This window comes from Micromonospora aridisoli, assembly GCF_056150025.1.
Genome location: NZ_JAXCFK010000001.1, coordinates 331,071 through 347,335, shown reverse-complemented (window position 1 = coordinate 347,335; position 16,265 = coordinate 331,071). Strand labels below are relative to the sequence as shown.

16 protein-coding genes and 3 tRNA genes are annotated in these 16,265 nt (G+C 71.9%); 5 read left to right on the top strand and 14 right to left on the bottom strand.

Annotation, left to right across the window (positions count from 1 at the left end):
- Nucleotides 1-38 precede the first annotated feature (38 nt).
- On the bottom strand, nucleotides 39-626 hold the full coding sequence (gene leuD, locus SM447_RS01550; RefSeq protein WP_474570898.1) for a 3-isopropylmalate dehydratase small subunit: 588 nt from the start codon (nucleotides 624-626) through the stop codon (nucleotides 39-41).
- A gap of 14 nt (nucleotides 627-640) precedes the next feature.
- Nucleotides 641-2,086: a 3-isopropylmalate dehydratase large subunit gene (leuC, locus tag SM447_RS01545; protein WP_474570897.1), complete on the bottom strand. Its 1,446-nt coding sequence runs from the start codon at nucleotides 2,084-2,086 to the stop codon at nucleotides 641-643.
- Nucleotides 2,087-2,135: 49 nt separating this feature from the next.
- On the opposite strand from leuC, the gene SM447_RS01540 reads away from it, so the two are divergent.
- Nucleotides 2,136-2,822, top strand: a complete 687-nt coding sequence (locus tag SM447_RS01540) for an IclR family transcriptional regulator (RefSeq protein ID WP_013284529.1) — start codon at nucleotides 2,136-2,138, stop codon at nucleotides 2,820-2,822.
- Nucleotides 2,823-2,993: 171 nt separating this feature from the next.
- Here the strand turns inward: SM447_RS01540 and SM447_RS01535 are convergent.
- From SM447_RS01535 to SM447_RS01520, 4 genes are all read right to left on the bottom strand, one after another.
- Nucleotides 2,994-3,069 (bottom strand) — tRNA-Glu (locus SM447_RS01535).
- Nucleotides 3,070-3,221: 152 nt separating this feature from the next.
- Nucleotides 3,222-3,294, bottom strand: a tRNA-Glu gene (locus tag SM447_RS01530).
- A 138-nt stretch (nucleotides 3,295-3,432) separates the two neighbouring features.
- Nucleotides 3,433-3,504: transfer RNA gene (locus tag SM447_RS01525), tRNA-Gln, on the bottom strand.
- 96 nt (nucleotides 3,505-3,600) lie between these two features.
- Complete coding sequence (locus SM447_RS01520) at nucleotides 3,601-4,404, bottom strand: fumarylacetoacetate hydrolase family protein (protein WP_474570896.1); 804 nt, start codon at nucleotides 4,402-4,404, stop codon at nucleotides 3,601-3,603.
- A gap of 133 nt (nucleotides 4,405-4,537) precedes the next feature.
- On the opposite strand from SM447_RS01520, the gene SM447_RS01515 reads away from it, so the two are divergent.
- Both SM447_RS01515 and SM447_RS01510 read left to right on the top strand, forming a co-directional pair.
- Nucleotides 4,538-5,824: a hypothetical protein gene (locus tag SM447_RS01515; RefSeq protein WP_474570895.1), complete on the top strand. Its 1,287-nt coding sequence runs from the start codon at nucleotides 4,538-4,540 to the stop codon at nucleotides 5,822-5,824.
- A 32-nt stretch (nucleotides 5,825-5,856) separates the two neighbouring features.
- Nucleotides 5,857-6,804, top strand: coding sequence for a 3-methyladenine DNA glycosylase (locus tag SM447_RS01510; protein WP_474570894.1), 948 nt, complete (start codon nucleotides 5,857-5,859; stop codon nucleotides 6,802-6,804).
- A gap of 127 nt (nucleotides 6,805-6,931) precedes the next feature.
- On the opposite strand, the gene arfB is transcribed toward SM447_RS01510, so the two are convergent.
- The 7 genes from arfB to SM447_RS01475 all read right to left on the bottom strand — a co-directional run bounded on the left by arfB (nucleotide 6,932) and on the right by SM447_RS01475 (nucleotide 12,460).
- Nucleotides 6,932-7,357 carry an alternative ribosome rescue aminoacyl-tRNA hydrolase ArfB gene (arfB, locus tag SM447_RS01505; RefSeq protein ID WP_474570893.1) on the bottom strand — a complete coding sequence of 142 codons (426 nt, stop codon included), beginning with the start codon at nucleotides 7,355-7,357 and terminating at the stop codon, nucleotides 6,932-6,934.
- Between the two features lie 77 nt (nucleotides 7,358-7,434).
- Entirely contained in the window at nucleotides 7,435-7,731 is a 297-nt protein-coding gene (locus tag SM447_RS01500) for a hypothetical protein (RefSeq protein WP_474570892.1), read from the bottom strand.
- A gap of 108 nt (nucleotides 7,732-7,839) precedes the next feature.
- Nucleotides 7,840-8,703, bottom strand: a complete 864-nt coding sequence (locus tag SM447_RS01495; protein WP_474570891.1) for a S1C family serine protease — start codon at nucleotides 8,701-8,703, stop codon at nucleotides 7,840-7,842.
- A 54-nt stretch (nucleotides 8,704-8,757) separates the two neighbouring features.
- Complete coding sequence (locus SM447_RS01490) at nucleotides 8,758-9,717, bottom strand: VWA domain-containing protein (protein ID WP_474570890.1); 960 nt, start codon at nucleotides 9,715-9,717, stop codon at nucleotides 8,758-8,760.
- Entirely contained in the window at nucleotides 9,714-10,709 is a 996-nt protein-coding gene (locus SM447_RS01485) for a DUF58 domain-containing protein (protein WP_474571230.1), read from the bottom strand. Before SM447_RS01485 ends, SM447_RS01490 begins: the two co-directional genes overlap by 4 nt.
- Nucleotides 10,710-10,735: 26 nt before the next feature.
- Complete coding sequence (locus SM447_RS01480; RefSeq protein ID WP_474570889.1) at nucleotides 10,736-11,785, bottom strand: AAA family ATPase; 1,050 nt, start codon at nucleotides 11,783-11,785, stop codon at nucleotides 10,736-10,738.
- A gap of 180 nt (nucleotides 11,786-11,965) precedes the next feature.
- The gene (locus SM447_RS01475) at nucleotides 11,966-12,460 is read right to left on the bottom strand and encodes a hypothetical protein (protein ID WP_474570888.1); all 495 of its coding nucleotides are present in this window, start codon (nucleotides 12,458-12,460) and stop codon (nucleotides 11,966-11,968) included.
- 473 nt (nucleotides 12,461-12,933) lie between these two features.
- Between SM447_RS01475 and SM447_RS01470 the strand changes: the two genes are divergently transcribed.
- Nucleotides 12,934-13,881 (top strand): endonuclease/exonuclease/phosphatase family protein, encoded by a 948-nt coding sequence (locus SM447_RS01470; RefSeq protein WP_474571229.1) that lies wholly within the window; start codon nucleotides 12,934-12,936, stop codon nucleotides 13,879-13,881.
- 9 nt (nucleotides 13,882-13,890) lie between these two features.
- Here SM447_RS01470 and cimA read toward each other — a convergent pair whose 3' ends face one another.
- Nucleotides 13,891-15,474, bottom strand: coding sequence for a citramalate synthase (gene cimA, locus SM447_RS01465; RefSeq protein WP_474570887.1), 1,584 nt, complete (start codon nucleotides 15,472-15,474; stop codon nucleotides 13,891-13,893).
- A gap of 314 nt (nucleotides 15,475-15,788) precedes the next feature.
- Between cimA and SM447_RS01460 the strand changes: the two genes are divergently transcribed.
- Nucleotides 15,789-16,250 carry a PRC-barrel domain-containing protein gene (locus SM447_RS01460; protein ID WP_474570886.1) on the top strand — a complete coding sequence of 154 codons (462 nt, stop codon included), beginning with the start codon at nucleotides 15,789-15,791 and terminating at the stop codon, nucleotides 16,248-16,250.
- Nucleotides 16,251-16,265: the final 15 nt, after the last annotated feature.

The following is a 16,265-nucleotide window of genomic DNA, read 5'->3' as shown; positions in this document are numbered from 1 at the left end:
CGGTGGGGGCGAAATCGGCTGGGGAACGGGGCGATCGGCTACGCGACCCGCGGCAGGAAGGCCGGCCGGCGGGCCTCGAAGGCGCTGATCCGGTCCTCGTGGCGGAGGGTGAGTCCAATGTCGTCCAAGCCCTCCATCAGCCGCCAGCGGCTGAAGTCGTCGAGCGGGAACGACCAGTTGGCGGTGCCGGCCCGCACCTCGCGGGCGGTCAGGTCGACGGTCACCTGGGTGGTCGGATCCTCCTCGACCATGTGCCAGATTTCTTCGACGGCTTTCAATTCCAGCTCTACCGGAAGCAACCCTTCCTTGAGCGCGTTCCCCCGGAAGATGTCGCCGAAGCGTGGCGAGATCACCACTCGGAAGCCGTAGTCCCGCAACGCCCACACGGCGTGCTCCCGCGATGACCCGGTGCCGAACTCGGGGCCGGCCACCAGAATCGACGATCCTGCATAAGCTTGATCGTTGAGAACGAATCCCGGGTCCTCGCGCCACGCGCTGAACAGTCCGTCGGCGAATCCGGTACGGGTCACCCGCTTGAGGTACACGGCGGGGATGATCTGGTCGGTGTCCACGTCGGACCGACGCAGTGGCAGGGCGGTGCCGGTGTGCACGGTGAACTTGTCCATCTGTCGCAGCCCCTCTACAGGTCGGCGGGAGCGGCCAGCCGGCCGATGACGGCGGTGGCGGCGGCCACCGGTGGGCTGACCAGGTGGGTACGCCCGCCCCGGCCCTGGCGGCCCTCGAAGTTCCGGTTGGAGGTCGAGGCGGCGCGCTGCCCCGGCGAGAGCGTGTCCGGGTTCATGCCCAGGCACATGGAGCAGCCGGCGAAGCGCCATTCGGCGCCGGCATCGGTGAAGACCTTGTCCAGCCCTTCGGCCTCGGCGGCCTCCCGCACCGCGGCCGAGCCGGGCACCACCAGCATGCGTACCCCGTCGGCCACCTTGTGGCCGCGCAGCACGTCGGCGGCGGCGCGCAGGTCCTCCAGGCGCCCGTTGGTGCACGAGCCGACGAAGACCACGTCGACGGCGACGTCGCGCAACGCGGTGCCGGGGCGCAGATCCATGTAGGCGAGGGCCCGACGGGCGGCGGCCCGCTCCGGATCGGTGACGAACTCCTCCGGATCCGGCACCGCCCCGCCCAGCGGTGCGCCCTGCCCGGGGTTGGTGCCCCAGGTGACGAACGGCGTGATCTCAGCGGCGTCCAGCGTCACCTCGGCGTCGAAGGTCGCGCCCTCGTCGGTGGGCAGCGTCCGCCAGTACTCCAGCGCCGCGTCCCAGTCGGCGCCGCTGGGGGCGTTGGGCCGCCCCTTCAGGTACGCGAAGGTGGTCTCGTCCGGCGCGATCATGCCGGCCTTGGCGCCCCACTCGATGGACATGTTGGCGATGGTCATCCGCCCTTCCATGGACAGCGCCCGGATCGCCTCGCCCCGGTACTCCACGATGTGACCGCGTCCACCGCCGGTGCCGACCTTCGCGATCAGGGCCAGCACCAGGTCCTTGGCGGTGACGCCGGGGCCAAGCTGACCGTTGACGGTGACCGCCATCGTCTTCGGCCGGGCCTGCGGCAGCGTCTGGGTGGCCAGCACGTGCTCGACCTCGCTGGTGCCGATGCCGAACGCCAGGGCGCCGAAGGCGCCGTGGGTGGCCGTGTGCGAGTCGCCGCAGACGATGGTCATGCCCGGCTGGGTGAGGCCGAGCTGCGGGCCGATGACGTGCACGATGCCCTGGTTGGCGTCGCCGAGCGGGTGCAGCCGTACGCCGAACTCGGCGCAGTTGCGCCGCAGCGTCTCGATCTGGGTGCGGGAGGTGGGGTCGGCGATGGTGAGCAGGTCGCCGCGGCGCTGCTGGAACGAGGGATCGGCGTACCCGGTCGGGGTGTTGTGATCCTCGGTCGCGAGGGTGAGGTCGGTACGCCGGACCCGGCGGCCGGCCATGCGCAGTCCGTCGAACGCCTGCGGGCTGGTGACCTCGTGCAGCAGGTGCAGGTCGATGAAGAGCAGATCGGGCTCACCATCGGCGGACCGGACGACGTGCGCGTCCCAGACCTTCTCGGCCAGGGTCCTCGGCTCAGGAGTGACTCCCACCATCTGGACATCCTAAATTCTGGGAGGTAAATTTCGGCTTGTGGGACACAGTATGAGCGGTGTCGGCGTTCTCGACAAGGCGGTGGTCATCCTGGCCGCCTGTGTCGACGGCGCCAGCCTGGCCGAACTCGTTGAACGCACCAAGCTGCCCCGGGCCACCGCGCACCGGCTGGCGCAGGCGCTGGAGATCCACCGGATGCTGGTCCGGGACACCCAGGGTCGCTGGCGTCCCGGCCCGCGCCTGGGCGAACTGGCGAACGCGGCCCCAGACGTGCTGCTGACCGCGGCCGAGCCACTGCTGGCCGCACTACGGGACGCCACCGGCGAAAGCGCCCAGCTCTATCTGCGCCGGGCGGACGAGCGGATCTGCGTGGCCGCCGCCGAGCGGGCCAGCGGACTGCGGGACACCGTGCCGGTCGGCTCGGTGCTGCCGATGACCGCCGGGTCGGCGGCGCAGATCCTGCTCGCCTGGGAGCCGCCCGAGGCGGTGATGCCACTGCTGCCCCGGTCGAAGTTCACCGGCCGCACCCTCGCCGAGGTACGCCGCCGGGGATGGGCGCAGAGCGTGGCGGAACGCGAGGCCGGTGTGGCGAGCGTCTCGGCACCGATCCGCGACCGCACCGGCCGGGTCATCGCCGCCATTTCCATCTCCGGCCCCATCGAGCGCCTAGGCCGCCGCCCCGGCGAACGCCACGCCATGGCCGTCGTCCGAGCCGGCCAACGCCTCTCCGGCCTCTAACCCCCACCCACCCACCCCACCCCGCCCCACCCCGCCGAACAGGGTTGATCATGGAGTTGTTGCCATGACACGCCGAACACAGGGGCAACAAGTTCATGATCAACCGCGCGATGAGGCGCCACAGGGACGACTGGGCGGGAAAGGGTGTTGGGGCGGTCGAGTGACGGCCTGTGGTAGCCCCGACCGGATTCGAACCGGCGCTACCGCCTTGAGAGGGCGGCGTCCTGGGCCGCTAGACGACGGGGCCAGGTACTTTCCTGTTCACCAGCCCTCGCGGGTGGTGCGGCAGTAGTCTAACGACGCCGCCGTACGGTGCCGCAGAGGGGTCCACGAGCGGGGCGACGACATCCCACGTACGACAAACGGCCCGCCTCACCGAAGTGGGACGGGCCGGATCTGTAGCCCCGACCGGATTCGAACCGGCGCTACCGCCTTGAGAGGGCGGCGTCCTGGGCCGCTAGACGACGGGGCCAGGCACAACATCGCGGCACCACCTGTCAGGCGGTGCCGCCGAACTCTACCAGACCTCGTGACCGAGCCCCTCGCGGTGCACCGGTGCCGAACTCCAACAGAATCCAGCGACCTCGATTCGTGACGAATCTCGGCTGCGCTGGGGTACCAGGACTCGAACCTAGACTAACTGAACCAGAATCAGTCGGGCTGCCAATTACCCCATACCCCATTGGCCCCTTGCGGCGCCGGGATCAAACTCTACCCTCCCGGCACCGACAGGCCAAATCGACTTCCCCAAAACGCCCCTGAGCTGCCAAAACGTCGCTCAGGCCGGCGACACCACCGGGTTGGTGAGCTCGCCGATCCCCTCGATCCGGACGCTGACCGTATCCCCGTCCGTGAGCGGGCTAACCCCCGCCGGAGTACCGGTCAACACAACGTCACCGGGTAGCAGCGTCATCACGTGTGAGACGTAGGACACCAGCGCCGGCACGTCGAAGACCATGTCCCGGGTCCGGCCCAGCTGGCGTACCTCCATCTCCTCCGGCGTGCGTCCCACCTCACAGCGGATCTCCAGGTCGGTGACGTCCAGCCCGGTGGTGATCCACGGCCCGATCGGGCAGAACGAGTCGAACCCCTTCGCCCGGGTCCACTGGCTGTCGGAACGCTGGAGGTCGCGGGCGGTGACGTCGTTGGCACAGGTGTAGCCGAAGATGGCCCGTTCCGCGGCGGCCCGGTCCGCCCGGCGGGCGCCCGGCGCGCCGATCACCACCGCCAGCTCGGCCTCGTGCTCGACCTGCTTGCTGAACTCCGGAAGCCGGATCGCGTCCCGGGGGCCGATGACCGAGGTCGAGGGCTTGAGGAACAGCAGCGGCTCCTTCGGCACCTCGGCGCCGTGTTCGGCGGCGTGCTCGGCGTAGTTGCGGCCGACGCAGACCACCTTGCTGGGCAGGATCGGCGACAGCAACCGGACGTCGGACAACGCCCAGCGGACGCCGCTGAAGGTGATCTGGCCGAACGGGTGACCGGAGATCTCGGCGATGGTGAGCCCCTGGGGGCCCGCCTCCGGCTCCCCCTCGACGACACCGAACGACATTCCCTTGGCATGAGCGAAACGAGCGATACGCACCAGGCCAATGTAGTGCGGCGCGAGGACGGTCGTCGCAGCTTACCCGCGCCGGTCGCCGCCGGAGCCGGATTCACCGCTTCGTACCCGCACGACGTGCGCCCGCACCTAGCGTCGGCTGCGGAGGTTCGTTCGTATGCCTGCATCGACACGACACCACAAGGCCCTCGCGGCGATCGTGCACTGCGTCGGTCTGCTGACCGCCCTGCCGGTGCTGCCGGCGGCCACCGCCCCGGACGCCCCGACTGCCGGGCGGAACCACGCGGCGGCGGCCACGCCCGACCCCAGCATGCCGGCGGCACCACCGGCGGTACCCACGCCGACCCGGGTGGCCTCGCCGGCCGCCAAGCCGAAGGTGAGCGTACGGGTCGCGCCGGAGCAGAGCGCCGCGCCCGGGTACCGCATCGAGGTCCGCAACGCCGGCAGCCGCCCGGTGGACACCACCGTCCGTCAGGAGCTGCCCCAGGGCGTCTCGGCGACCGCGATCAGCGACGGGGGTCGACTGGTACGCGCCGACGGGTCGGCCGCCGCCGAGGTGACCTGGCGGCTGAGGCTGCCGCCGGGCAGCACCACCACACTGGGCACCACTCTCACTCCCGCTGCCGCCCGGCAGCCGGTGACCGCGCCGGCTTGCGCCTTCGCCAGCGACGGCCGGCAGCCGTACGACTGTGCCAGCGCCACCTGGACGGGGCCGGGGATGGCGGCGGCGCAGTCGCAGGAGCCCACGGGTTGGCGTCGCCAGGCACCCGCGCTGCTGGCCGGCGCGGCCGTGCTGCTGGGGCTCGCTGTGGTGGGACTGCTCGCCTGGCGACGCCGCCGCCGGCCGGTGGCGGCAGCTCTGGCCTCGGACGGGCCGGGCACGGTCTATCCCCGCCCGGCCGCTCCCCGGCCGTCGACCCGGCGCCGCAGGCCACCGGTCTGGGCGGTGGTGCCGGTGGCCGCCATCGTGCTGGCCGGCACGGTGGGTGCCGCCGCCTGGTCCGCGACCCGCCGGGTCGTCGCGATCGACACGGACAGCCAGCCGACCACCGGCGCCTGGAAGGGCACCAGGGTCACCGGCGCGCTGGGCATGCCACTGCGCGAGGACGCGTTCGAGTTCACCGTCTACCGGATGACCTGCGAACCGGGAGGGGGCGCACGGCAGTGCCAGGCGACGGTCGGGGTCCGCAACCTCACCCCGGAGCACCACAGCTGGCACGGCAAGTTGCAGCGGGCGTACCTGGCCAACGGCAACTGGGTCACCACCGACGAGCAGGCCACCCGACAGGCGAACCAGGGACGGGACGTGTTCGCCGAACCGATGGCGGCCGGCAGCCGCATGGTGCTGCCGTTGGTCTTCACGATCAACGGGCGTGAGGCGCCGCAACGGCTGGAGCTGCGCAGCGGCGTCTTCTCCGCCGGGGTGCGGGTCGACGTGCCCTGACCGGCGGCGGAGCGCGGCCGTACCCTTGGGCCGTGACCGCTGTCCCCGCCCCCGCCACCGTCGCCGCCTCCGGCGGGCTCGGTGAGACCGCTGCCCCGCGGCCGGAGCCGGTGACCGATCTTCCCGCGGCCGTCTGGCGGTCACGGCTGGTGGACCACGAACGGCGGGCCGACGCGCTCACCGCCGGTCACCGGGCCCGCCGGGTCACCGGGGAACGTCACGCCATCGACGATTTCCTGTACGACTACTACGGCACCCGCCCCTCGGTGCTACGACGCTGGCATCCCGGCGCCGGTGTCCGCCTGGCCCCCGGCGCGGACGGTCCGGCCCCGCACCACCGGTGGCGCTGGTACGCGACGGACGCGGACGGGGCGGTACGTCTCGACGTCGAGGCGTTCCTCGCCGACCGGGGCGAGTCGGTGCGGTTCGTCCACCGGCTGTTGACCGCGATCGCGTCCCGTCCGGCCTTCACCGGCTGCTTCGGCCTGCACGAGTGGGCGATGGTGTACCGCCAGCGGGAGCACCGGCATCCGCTTCCCCTCCGGTTGGGGCAGCGGGGCACCGACGCGGTGGTCGAGTCGCACCAGATCCGCTGCACGCACTTTGACGCTTACCGGTTCTTCACCCCGGACGCGGTCGGCCTCAACCGCGTCCGGCCGACGCGGGCCAGCCAGGTGGACCTCGACCAGCCGGGCTGTCTGCACGCCTCGATGGACTGCCACAAGTGGGCCACCAAGCTGGGTCCCGCCGTCCCCGGCGACCTGGCGCTCGACTGTTTCGAGTTGGCCGGCGACATCCGGCTGCTCGACATGCAGGCGTCCCCGTACGACTTCTCCTCGTACGGGCATCCGGCGGTGGCGATCGAGACCCCCGAGGGCAAGGCCGAGTACGTGACGCGGCAACGCGAGTTCGCCCAGCGGGCCGGCGAGCTGCGCGCCCGGCTGGTCGGGATCTGCGCGGCGCTGCTCGAACGGGCCTGATCGCGACGGAAGGTTCGCCCATCTCACCCTGGGTAGTCGTTCGACCCTGGCGGGTGATGCAGGCGTCCGGGGCGACCGATCGGTCGACGGACGATCACCGACTACTCGGCGTCGACCCGGCGGCCGACTATTCGTCGCCGACCCGGCGGTCGCGCTTGCGTTGTCCGCGGCGTTTCTTCTCGGCCAGCCGCCGCTCCTTGGCGGCCCGGGACGGGCGGGTCGGACGGCGCGGCGGCGGTGGCGGTGCGACCGCCTCACGCAGCAGCGACACCAGCCGCTCCCGGGCCGCCTCACGGTTGGCCAGCTGCGCCCGGTGTTCGCTGGCGGCGATGGTCAACACGCCGTCGACCAGCCGTCCGGCCAGCCGGTCCAGCGCCCGCGCGCGCAGCGACTCGGGGATGCTCGGCGATCCGGCCAGGTCGAAGCTCAGCTCGACCCGGGAGTCGGCGGTGTTGACCCCCTGCCCGCCCGGCCCGGACGACCGGGAGAACCGCTCCCGCAGCTCGGCGGCGGCAATCACCCACCGGTCGGTCACCCGCAGCCCGTCCTCCACGCCCTAAGGCTAGTGCGCTGTCCGGAGGCCGTCCGCGCCAATACCGCGAGCGCACCTACCGCCAGCGGCACCGGGCGTCAGCGGGCGGGACGTTCCTCCACGGTGCTGCTCGGCGTCGGCGCCGCGGGGGTCGGCTCGTCGCCGCCACCGGCGGCGGCGTACGCGACCGCACCGATCAGGAGCAGGGCGATGACGCCGACCTTCGTGGTGACCACCTTGATCAGCATCCAGGCGGCGCGGCGCGCTCCGGGCACGGTCTTCTTCGCCGCCTGGTAGTCGTTCCAGCCCCGCCGGGCGCGCGCGTACGACGACCCGACGCCACTTCCGATGATGAGGCCCACCAGCAGGAGGACCGCGATGAGAGGACGCTCCACCCACGCCAGTATCCATACTGAGCGTAATATTTCCATTCTCCGATCATCGAGCGCCGGAATCCGACAGTTGCCCCGATCGCCCCGTAATCGGACAGCTACTCTGCGTACTCACCCGCCCTTGCCGATGATCGTGTCGGCGGTCTGCTGCACCTGCTCGATCGGGATGGCGAAGCCGATGCCGATCGACCCGTTGCCGTCGATGGTGGCGATGGCCGTGTTCACTCCGACCACCTCACCCCGCGCGTTGACCAGCGGACCGCCGGAGTTGCCGGGGTTGATCGAGGCGTCGGTCTGCACCGCCCGGTGCCGGTTGTCACCGAGGCGCACCTGACGGTCGAGGGCGCTGACGATGCCCGCGGTGACCGTACCCGGCAGCCCCAGCGGCGATCCGACGGCCAGTACCGGTTCGCCCACCCGGGTCGAGCCCGGCTTGGCCAGCGGCAGCGACGCCAGGCCGGCCGAGGGCGGCACCTTCAGCACCGCGAGATCACTGCCCGGCTCCCGGCCCACCACCTCCGCCGCGAACCGCCGGCCGTCCGGCAGCTCGACGGTCACCGGGCCGCCGCGCCCCTTGGCGATGATGTGGTCGTTCGTGATGATGTGCTGCTCGGAGTCCACCGCGAAGCCGGAACCGCTCGCCGAGTTCCCGCCGGCACCGCCGACCAGCACCGACACCACACCTGGCACGGTCTTCTCGGCGGCCGTCACCAACTCGGCCGGCACGGGAGCCGCGGACGCGGCGGCCGGACCCGGGCCACCGTCACGACCGGCCACCCAGCCACCGGCTGCCGCGCCCGAGCCGGCGGAGATCGCGATGACCGCCAGCCCGGCCAGCAGCCGACGCTGCCAGCCCCACGCCGCTCCATGCCGCGCCTCCGACACCGTCTCCCGTCCGACCCGTCCGTGCGGGTCCAGGTCGGGCGAGACGAACCCGGGTCCACGTGGCTCGCCCAGTCCGGTCTGCACTGCCATACGTACGCTCCTCACGTGTGCGGCCGGGCACGGCCGCGGATCGGGCCGTCGGGATCAGGGCAGCCGGGAGAACCAGCGCATCGAGCCGAACGCCGCACCCATCGCGAACACCAGGCCGAGCCCGATGAACCGGGCCGAGACGTCCTGCCGTACCTTGCGCCACCCCACCGAGCTGCCGATGTCGTCGTAGACGGCCCGCAGCTCGGCGCTCGAGCCGGCCTCGTGGAAGCCCCCACCGGTCTCCTCGGCGACGGCCCGCAGCGTCTCCCCGTCCACCGGCACCTGGATCGGCCGGCCGCCACGGTCGACGAAGCCACCCGGCGTACCGAACGAGATCGTGTGCACCGGCACCTCGAGGGCGACCGCCTCGGCGGCGGCCTCCATCGGATCCATGCCCGAGGTGTTCGCCCCGTCGGAGAGCAGGATGATCCGGGCCGGTGGCGGCTCGGTGGCGGCCTCGGCGTCGAACGCCTTCACCGCGCCCAGCGAGGTGCTGATCGCCTCGCCGATCGCGGTGCCCTGCACACCCGTCACCCCCTCGGCGAGGCGCTCGATTCCGTCGTGCAACGCCTCCCGGTCGGTGCTCGGCGGCACCAGCACCGCCGCGCTGCCGGCGAACGCCACCAGCCCCACGTTGAACTCGCCGGGCAGACCGTCGGTGAACCGCCGGGCGGCGCTCTTGGCCGCGCTGAGCCGGTCCGGCTCGACGTCGCCGGCGAGCATCGAGGTGGAGACGTCCACCGCCACCATCACGGTGGCGCGTTCCCGGGGCACCCGGACCTCGGCGGTGGGCCGGGCGAAGCCGACCACGAGCAGGGCCAGCATCGCCAGGAAGAGGCCCGCCGGCAGGTGCCGGCGCCAGGTCGGGCGCCGGGGGGCCACCCGGTCGAGCAACCGCAGGTTGGTGAAGCGGACCGCGTACCGGCTGCGCCGCCGCTGCGCCACCAGGTACGCCACGGCCAACGCCGCCACGCCGAGCAACAGCCAGAGCCGCACGGGCGACTGCCAGATCACGCCGCACCTCCCCGGTGCGGTCCGGCCGGAGCGGCGGCCAGCCGGCGTTGGGCGTGCACGTGCCGCACGATGTCGGCGGTCCAGTCCCGGTCGGTGCGTAACGCCAGGTGGGTCGCGCCGGCCCGGCGCAGGGCCTCCCGGACCTGGGCACGCTGCGCGGCGGCCGCAGCGGCGTAGCGCTCGCGCAGGTGCCGGTCACCGGTCCACACCTCGCGGCGCTCGCCGGTCTCCGGATCGGCCAGGGTGATCAGGCCGACGTCCGGCAGTTCCAGCTCGCGGGGGTCGGTGATCTCGACCGCGAGCACCTGATGGCGCACGGAGAGTCGACGCAGCGGACGCTCCCAGTCCGCCGGTCGCCGGGAGTCGTCAGGCAGGCCGTCGAGGAAGTCGGAGACCACCACCACCAGGCCACGCCGGTGGGCCACCCGGCGCACCTCGGCCAGCGCGTCGGCCAGCCCGACGGCCTCCGGCAGGCCCGGGGGTGGGAGGTCCCCGTCGTGATCGCCCGCCCGAGGCGCGGCCAGCAACGCGCGGAGCAGCCCGAACAGGTGGGTACGCCCACCACGGGCGGGTACCCGGCGCAGCCCGTACGGCGTCAGCACCTGCGCGCCGAGCCGGTTGCCCGCGCCGGCGGTGAGGAAGCCGATGGTGGCGACCGCGGCCACCGCCAGTTCCCGCTTGTCCAGCTCGGCGGTCCCGTACTCCATGCTGGGGCTGGCGTCGACCAGCAGCCAGGTGGTCAACTCCCGGTCGGCCTCCACCTCCCGCACGTGCGGCACGGTGGTGCGAGCCGTGACGGACCAGTCCATCCGGCGCACCTCGTCCTCACCCGGCCGGTACTCGCGGCTGCCCGCCGGTTCGCTGCCGGGTCCGGGCAGCAGGCCGCGACGCTCGCCGTGCAGCAGGCCGTCGAGACGCCGGGTCACCGTGAGTTCCAGCCGTCGCAGCCGCTGGTCGGGGGTGAGGTCGGTCAGCACCGGGTCCGCCGCCACGGGCGGCGTGCCGCTCCGGCCGCCCATCAGGCGGCTGCCAGGTCGGTCGCGTACTCCGGCGTTCCGCTCGCCACCCGGGGCGGCGGAACCACCTCGACCAGCCGGCGTACCACCCACTCGGCGCTCACCCCGTCGGCGACCGCGTCGAACGAGAGCACCAACCGGTGGGCCAGTACGTCCACGGCGAGTTCCCGGACGTCGTCGGGCAGGACGTACTCCCGCCCTCGCAACAGGGCCTGGGCGCGAGCGGCCGAGACCAGGCCGAGGGTGGCGCGCGGGCTGGCGCCGTAGGCGAGCAGTCCGCCCATCTCCGGCAACCCGAACCGGCCCGGGTCGCGGGTGGCGAGGATGAGCCGGACCACGTACTCGGCGATGGCGTGGTGGACGAAGACCTGCCGGGCCTGGCGCTGGAACTCCCGCAGCCGTTCCGGATCGAGCACCCGGTGCGCCCGGGGACGGTCGGCGCTCATCCGGTAGAGAATCGCCAGTTCGTCGGCGCCGTCCGGGTAGTCGACAAGGATCTTCATGAGGAATCGGTCCCGCTGCGCCTCCGGCAGCTGGTAGACCCCTTCGGACTCGATGGGGTTCTGGGTGGCCAGCACGAGGAAGGGCTCCGGTACCCGGTGGCTGCGCCCGCCGATCGACACCTGACGCTCGGCCATCGCCTCCAGCAGCGCTGACTGCACCTTTGCCGGCGCCCTGTTGATCTCGTCGGCCAGCACGAGGTTCGCCATCACCGGGCCGAGCTCGACGTCGAAGCTCTCCTTCGAGGCACGGTAGATCCGGGTACCGACGATGTCGGAGGGTACGAGGTCGGGGGTGAACTGGATGCGGGAGAAGCTGCCGCCGACCACCGTGGCGAGGGTCTGCGCGGCGAGGGTCTTGGCCACCCCGGGGACGCCCTCCAGCAGGCAGTGCCCGTCGGCGAGCAGTGCGACGAGGAGACGTTCGACGAGCCGATCCTGCCCGACGATCACGCGTTTGACCTCGAAGAGCGTCTGGTCCAGCTCAGCCGCGGTCGCGTCGGGATCGGCCGGGCTGGGCAGGCTGGCCATGGTGTCCGAGATGTCCGTCACGGTGCTTGCTTCCCGAGGCGACCAGCGGACAAACGTCGGAATTACCGGCCCTCGCCCGCCCAGACCACGCGATCGGCGTCGTTACCGGACAGCGCCGAGGAGGGCGCCGGCCACGCACCGCCGCCACCGACACTGTCACCGGCCTCCGTCGAGCGACGGAGGCCGGTGACAGTGGACGGTTCAGCGGTGCACGAGGAGGTGGAACGGCAGGTCGGCGGCGACACCGGCGGAGTTGCGGGTCTGGATGAAGACCGCGTTCGGCGTCTCCAGCCGCGGTGCGACCGCAACCTCACCGCCCGGCGGGATGCAGCACGAGTCCGGCCGGCCGATCGTCGCCACGTAGACGCCGGTGGTGACGTTGCTGCCGAACTGCACCTCGTACTGACCGACGCCGTACTTGATGACGACGCCGGCACCGCGCGCCTTGGTGCCGTTGGCGTTGACCACCGTGGCGTAGAAGCCGGTGACGGCCTGGGTGCTCATCGAGTCACCCTTGGCGAGGGTGGCCTTCGCGCTGCTCAGCGAGGCCGTGGTGACGGCTGGCTGCTGAGCCGCGCGAGCGGGCTGGGCGGACTCTGCCGTGGGCTTCGCGGCGGCGATCCCGCCGCCGGCCAACGCCAGCGCCAGCGCCGCGATCGCCACCGCGGCCGTCTTACGTCGGAATAATCTGGTCATGACGGGTCTCCCTTGTCCGGGCGTGGAGATGCGGCCGACCCGTGACACACGGGGCGGTTCTTGCCTATTCCGAGTCGGGCGGCAATGAGCGCTCACCGCCTGCGTACCCCGTCCGGGAGCGCACCCGCAGACGTGTCCTGCTCGCCGCCTGTCATGCGCCCTCAACTGCGAACATTCCGCCGGGCGCGGCCTTCTGAGCAGGTGAAACGTAGCATCGGAAAATGCCGTGGGTCAATAGCGCAAATGCCGTCGGCGAGTTTCCGAGGGACGACCGAGCAATTGTGAAATGTGAAGCCATGACAATTCGCGAAATGAATTCGACGGCTCGACCCCAGCCGAATCTTCCTCACCATTTCGGTGAATGAACACCCGGTGGACGTGTTCGCACCGCCCCCGACGGGCAGGCGTTCAGTAGCCTGCCTCCCGTGGAGATCACCGCCGTTCGCCGGACGTGGCAGCCCTCGGGCAGCAGCCTGCTCTGCTGGCTGGTCGTCGCCCCGGCCGCGTTGTGGACGCTGGTACGTTCGACCGGGCTGGACCGGGGGCCGCTGGTGCAGGCGTTGGCGTTCACGCCGTACGTGGCTCTCGGGAGTCTGGCCCCGCTGCTGCTCGTGCTCGCCCTGCGACGCCGTGGACCGGCGGTCGTCGCGGCGTTGACCACCCTGAGCCTGGTCGCGCTGGTGATGCCCCGTGCGCTGCCCGCGCCGCAGCCGCGTACCGCCGGGCCGACCGTGCGGGTGCTCACGGCCAACCTGCTCGCCGGCTCCGCTGACCTGCGGACACTCGTGGACCTGGTCCGCACCGCGCAGGTCGACGTGCTGGTCGTGCAGGAGTTCACCCCGACCGCCCAGGCCGATCTGGACCGCGCCGGCCTCGACCGGCTGCTGCCACACCGGCAGCTCAACCCGGTCGTGGGCACCCCCGGCTCCGGTCTGTACGCCCGCCATCCGATCAGCGACGGCGGCATCCGCCAGCTACGCGGCGGATGGGGATTCACCCAGGCGTACGCGACCGTCGCGGTGCCCGGCGCGTCCCCGGTACGCGTCGAGTCCGCGCACCCGGCGGCCCCCTATGCGATCGACCAGGTGGGCTCCTGGCGCGCCGACCTGGCCGCCCAGCCGGCGGCCACCCCCGACGGGGCGCTGAGCATCCTCGCCGGGGACTTCAACGCCACCCTGGATCACGGTCCGTTGCGCACCCTGCTCGACACCGGATACGTCGACGCCGCCGCCTCGGTCGGCGCCGGACTCATCGGCACCTGGGGGCCGTACGACGGCGATCCGATCCCGCCCGTGGTGATCGACCACGTGCTGGTGGACCGCCGCATCGCGGTACGGGAGGTCACCGTGCACCCGCTGCCCGGCAGCGACCACCGCATGGTCCTGGCCGAGTTGCGACTGCCCGCCGCCGAGAGCCGATAGGAGTGCCGGCTACACCCGGGCCCGGTCCAGCCCGTAGGTGAGCGCGTCGACCAGCGCGTGCCAGCTCGCCTCGACCACGTTGGGGTGCACGCCGACGGTGGTCCAGCCACCGCCCCGGCCGTCGGCCGTTTCGACCAGCACCCGGGTCACCGCGCCGGTGCCGTGGCTGCCCTCCAGGATCCGCACCTTGTAGTCGGCCAGCTCGAAGTCACGCAGCTCCGGATAGTGCCGACCGAGACCGACGCGAAGCGCCTCGTCCAGCGCGTTCACCGGCCCGTTGCCCTCCGCGGTGGCGATCAACCGTTCGCCACGTACCCGGATCTTCACGGTCGCCTCGGAGACCACCGAGCCGTCCTCACGGTGCTCGACCAGCACCCGGTACGACTCCAGGGTGAACGGTCGCGCCGGCGCGGCGTCCGGCAGTTCGGAACGGACCAGCAGCTCGAACGAGGCGTCCGCGGCCTCGAACGACCAGCCGCCGGCCTCCAGTTCCTTGACCCGGTTGGTGACCCGGGACAGCGTCTCCGGATGGCCGGCCAGATCCAGCCCCAGCTCGCGGCTCTTGAGCTCGATGCTGGCCCGGCCGGCCATCTCGGTGACCAGGATCCGCATGTCGTTGCCGACCACCTCGGGCTCCACGTGGTTGTAGAGCAGCGGATCCACCTTGATCGCACTCGCGTGGATGCCCGCCTTGTGAGCGAAGGCAGCGGCCCCGGCGTATGCCTGGTGGGTGTCGGGGGCGATGTTGGCGATCTCGGCGATGGCGTGGGAGACCCGCACCATCTGCTCCAGGCAGCCCTCCGGTAGGACGGGCATCCCGAGCTTGAGCTGGAGGTTCGCCACGACGGCGAAGATGTCGGCGTTGCCCGGTCGCTCGCCGTACCCGTTGGCGGTGCCCTGGACGTGGCGGACACCGGCCTCGACGGCGGCGATCGTGTTGGCGACCGCGCACGCGGTGTCGTTCTGGGCGTGCATGCCGAGCAGTTCGGGCGCGGCGCCGATCCGGTCGGTCAGGTCGGCGACGGCGGCGGTCACCCAGGAGGGGAGCATCCCGCCGTTGGTGTCGCAGAGCACGAAGCGCTCGGCGCCCGCGGCGAGCGCGGTCTCCACCACCGAGGCCGTGTACGCCGGGTCGTGCCGGTAGCCGTCGAAGAAGTGCTCGCCGTCGACGAAGACCCGACGCCCCTCGGCGACCAGGTGGGTCACCGTGTCGTGGATCATCGCCAGGTTCTCCTTGGCGGTGGTGCGCAGCGCCCGTTCGACATGCCGCAGGTCGGCCTTGGCGACCAGGGCGACCGCCGGGGTCTGCGCCTCGAGCAGACCGCGGACCTGCGGGTCGTCGGCGGCGACCGCGCCGGCCCGGCGGGTGGCCCCGAAGGCGACGAGCACCGCGTGCCGGAGGTCGAGTTCGGTGCGCGCCCGGCGGAAGAATTCGGTGTCCTTCGGCACCGCGCCCGGCCATCCGCCCTCGATGAACCCGACACCGAACTCGTCGAGCAGCCGGGCCACCGCGAGCTTGTCGACCACCGAGTAGCTGAGCCCCTCGCGCTGGGCGCCGTCGCGCAGCGTCGTGTCGTAGACCTGGAACGTCATGGGGATCCCTTCGTCAGGCACCGGCCGACGCAACAAAAAGACCCCCCGCGGCTGCGGGAGGTCTGCGCGCTCGGCGGAGGGGAGGCCGGCGCGCTAGTTGCCAATAATGCGGGCGGTGCTGGTCACGATCGGTACTCTGCCACCTCCGGCCCACTTTTGGGAGGCACTATCCACATCTCGGGACGGCCGGCGACCACCGTGACTCGTGGTTCTGGCGGGATGGGTGTAGAGCGTCAGGCAAGGGGTAGGAGTTTTCGGGACAGCGAGTCACGTTCCTCCGAGACGACTCGGCAGGGTCGGGAAGGAGAGATCCCATGGACAGGTTCGACGAGAACACCACGCACGCCACGCCGGACCCGGCGCTGCGCGCCGTCGACCAGAGCGTTGTCGCCGGCGGCACCCCCGCCGGTGCCTTCGACCCCTGGAGCTACCGGGACGAGGTCGGGGTGGCCGGCGCCAACCTGGTCGGCTACAAGGTCGAGGCCAGCGACGGCTCGATCGGCAAGATCGACAGTGACAGCGCCGAGGTCAACGCCAGCTACCTGGTGGTGGACACCGGGCCGTGGATCTTCGGCAAGAAGGTCATGCTCCCGGCCGGGACGGTGAACCACGTCGACCACGAGGAGCAGAAGGTCTACGTCGACCGCAGCAAGGACCAGATCAAGGCGGCACCGGAGTACGACGAGACGGCCACCGACCCGGCCTACCGGGACAAGCTCGGCGGCTACTACAACGACACGTACGCCGCCACCCCGCCCGGTGGCGGGCTCCGGTAACCGAACAGGACCGCG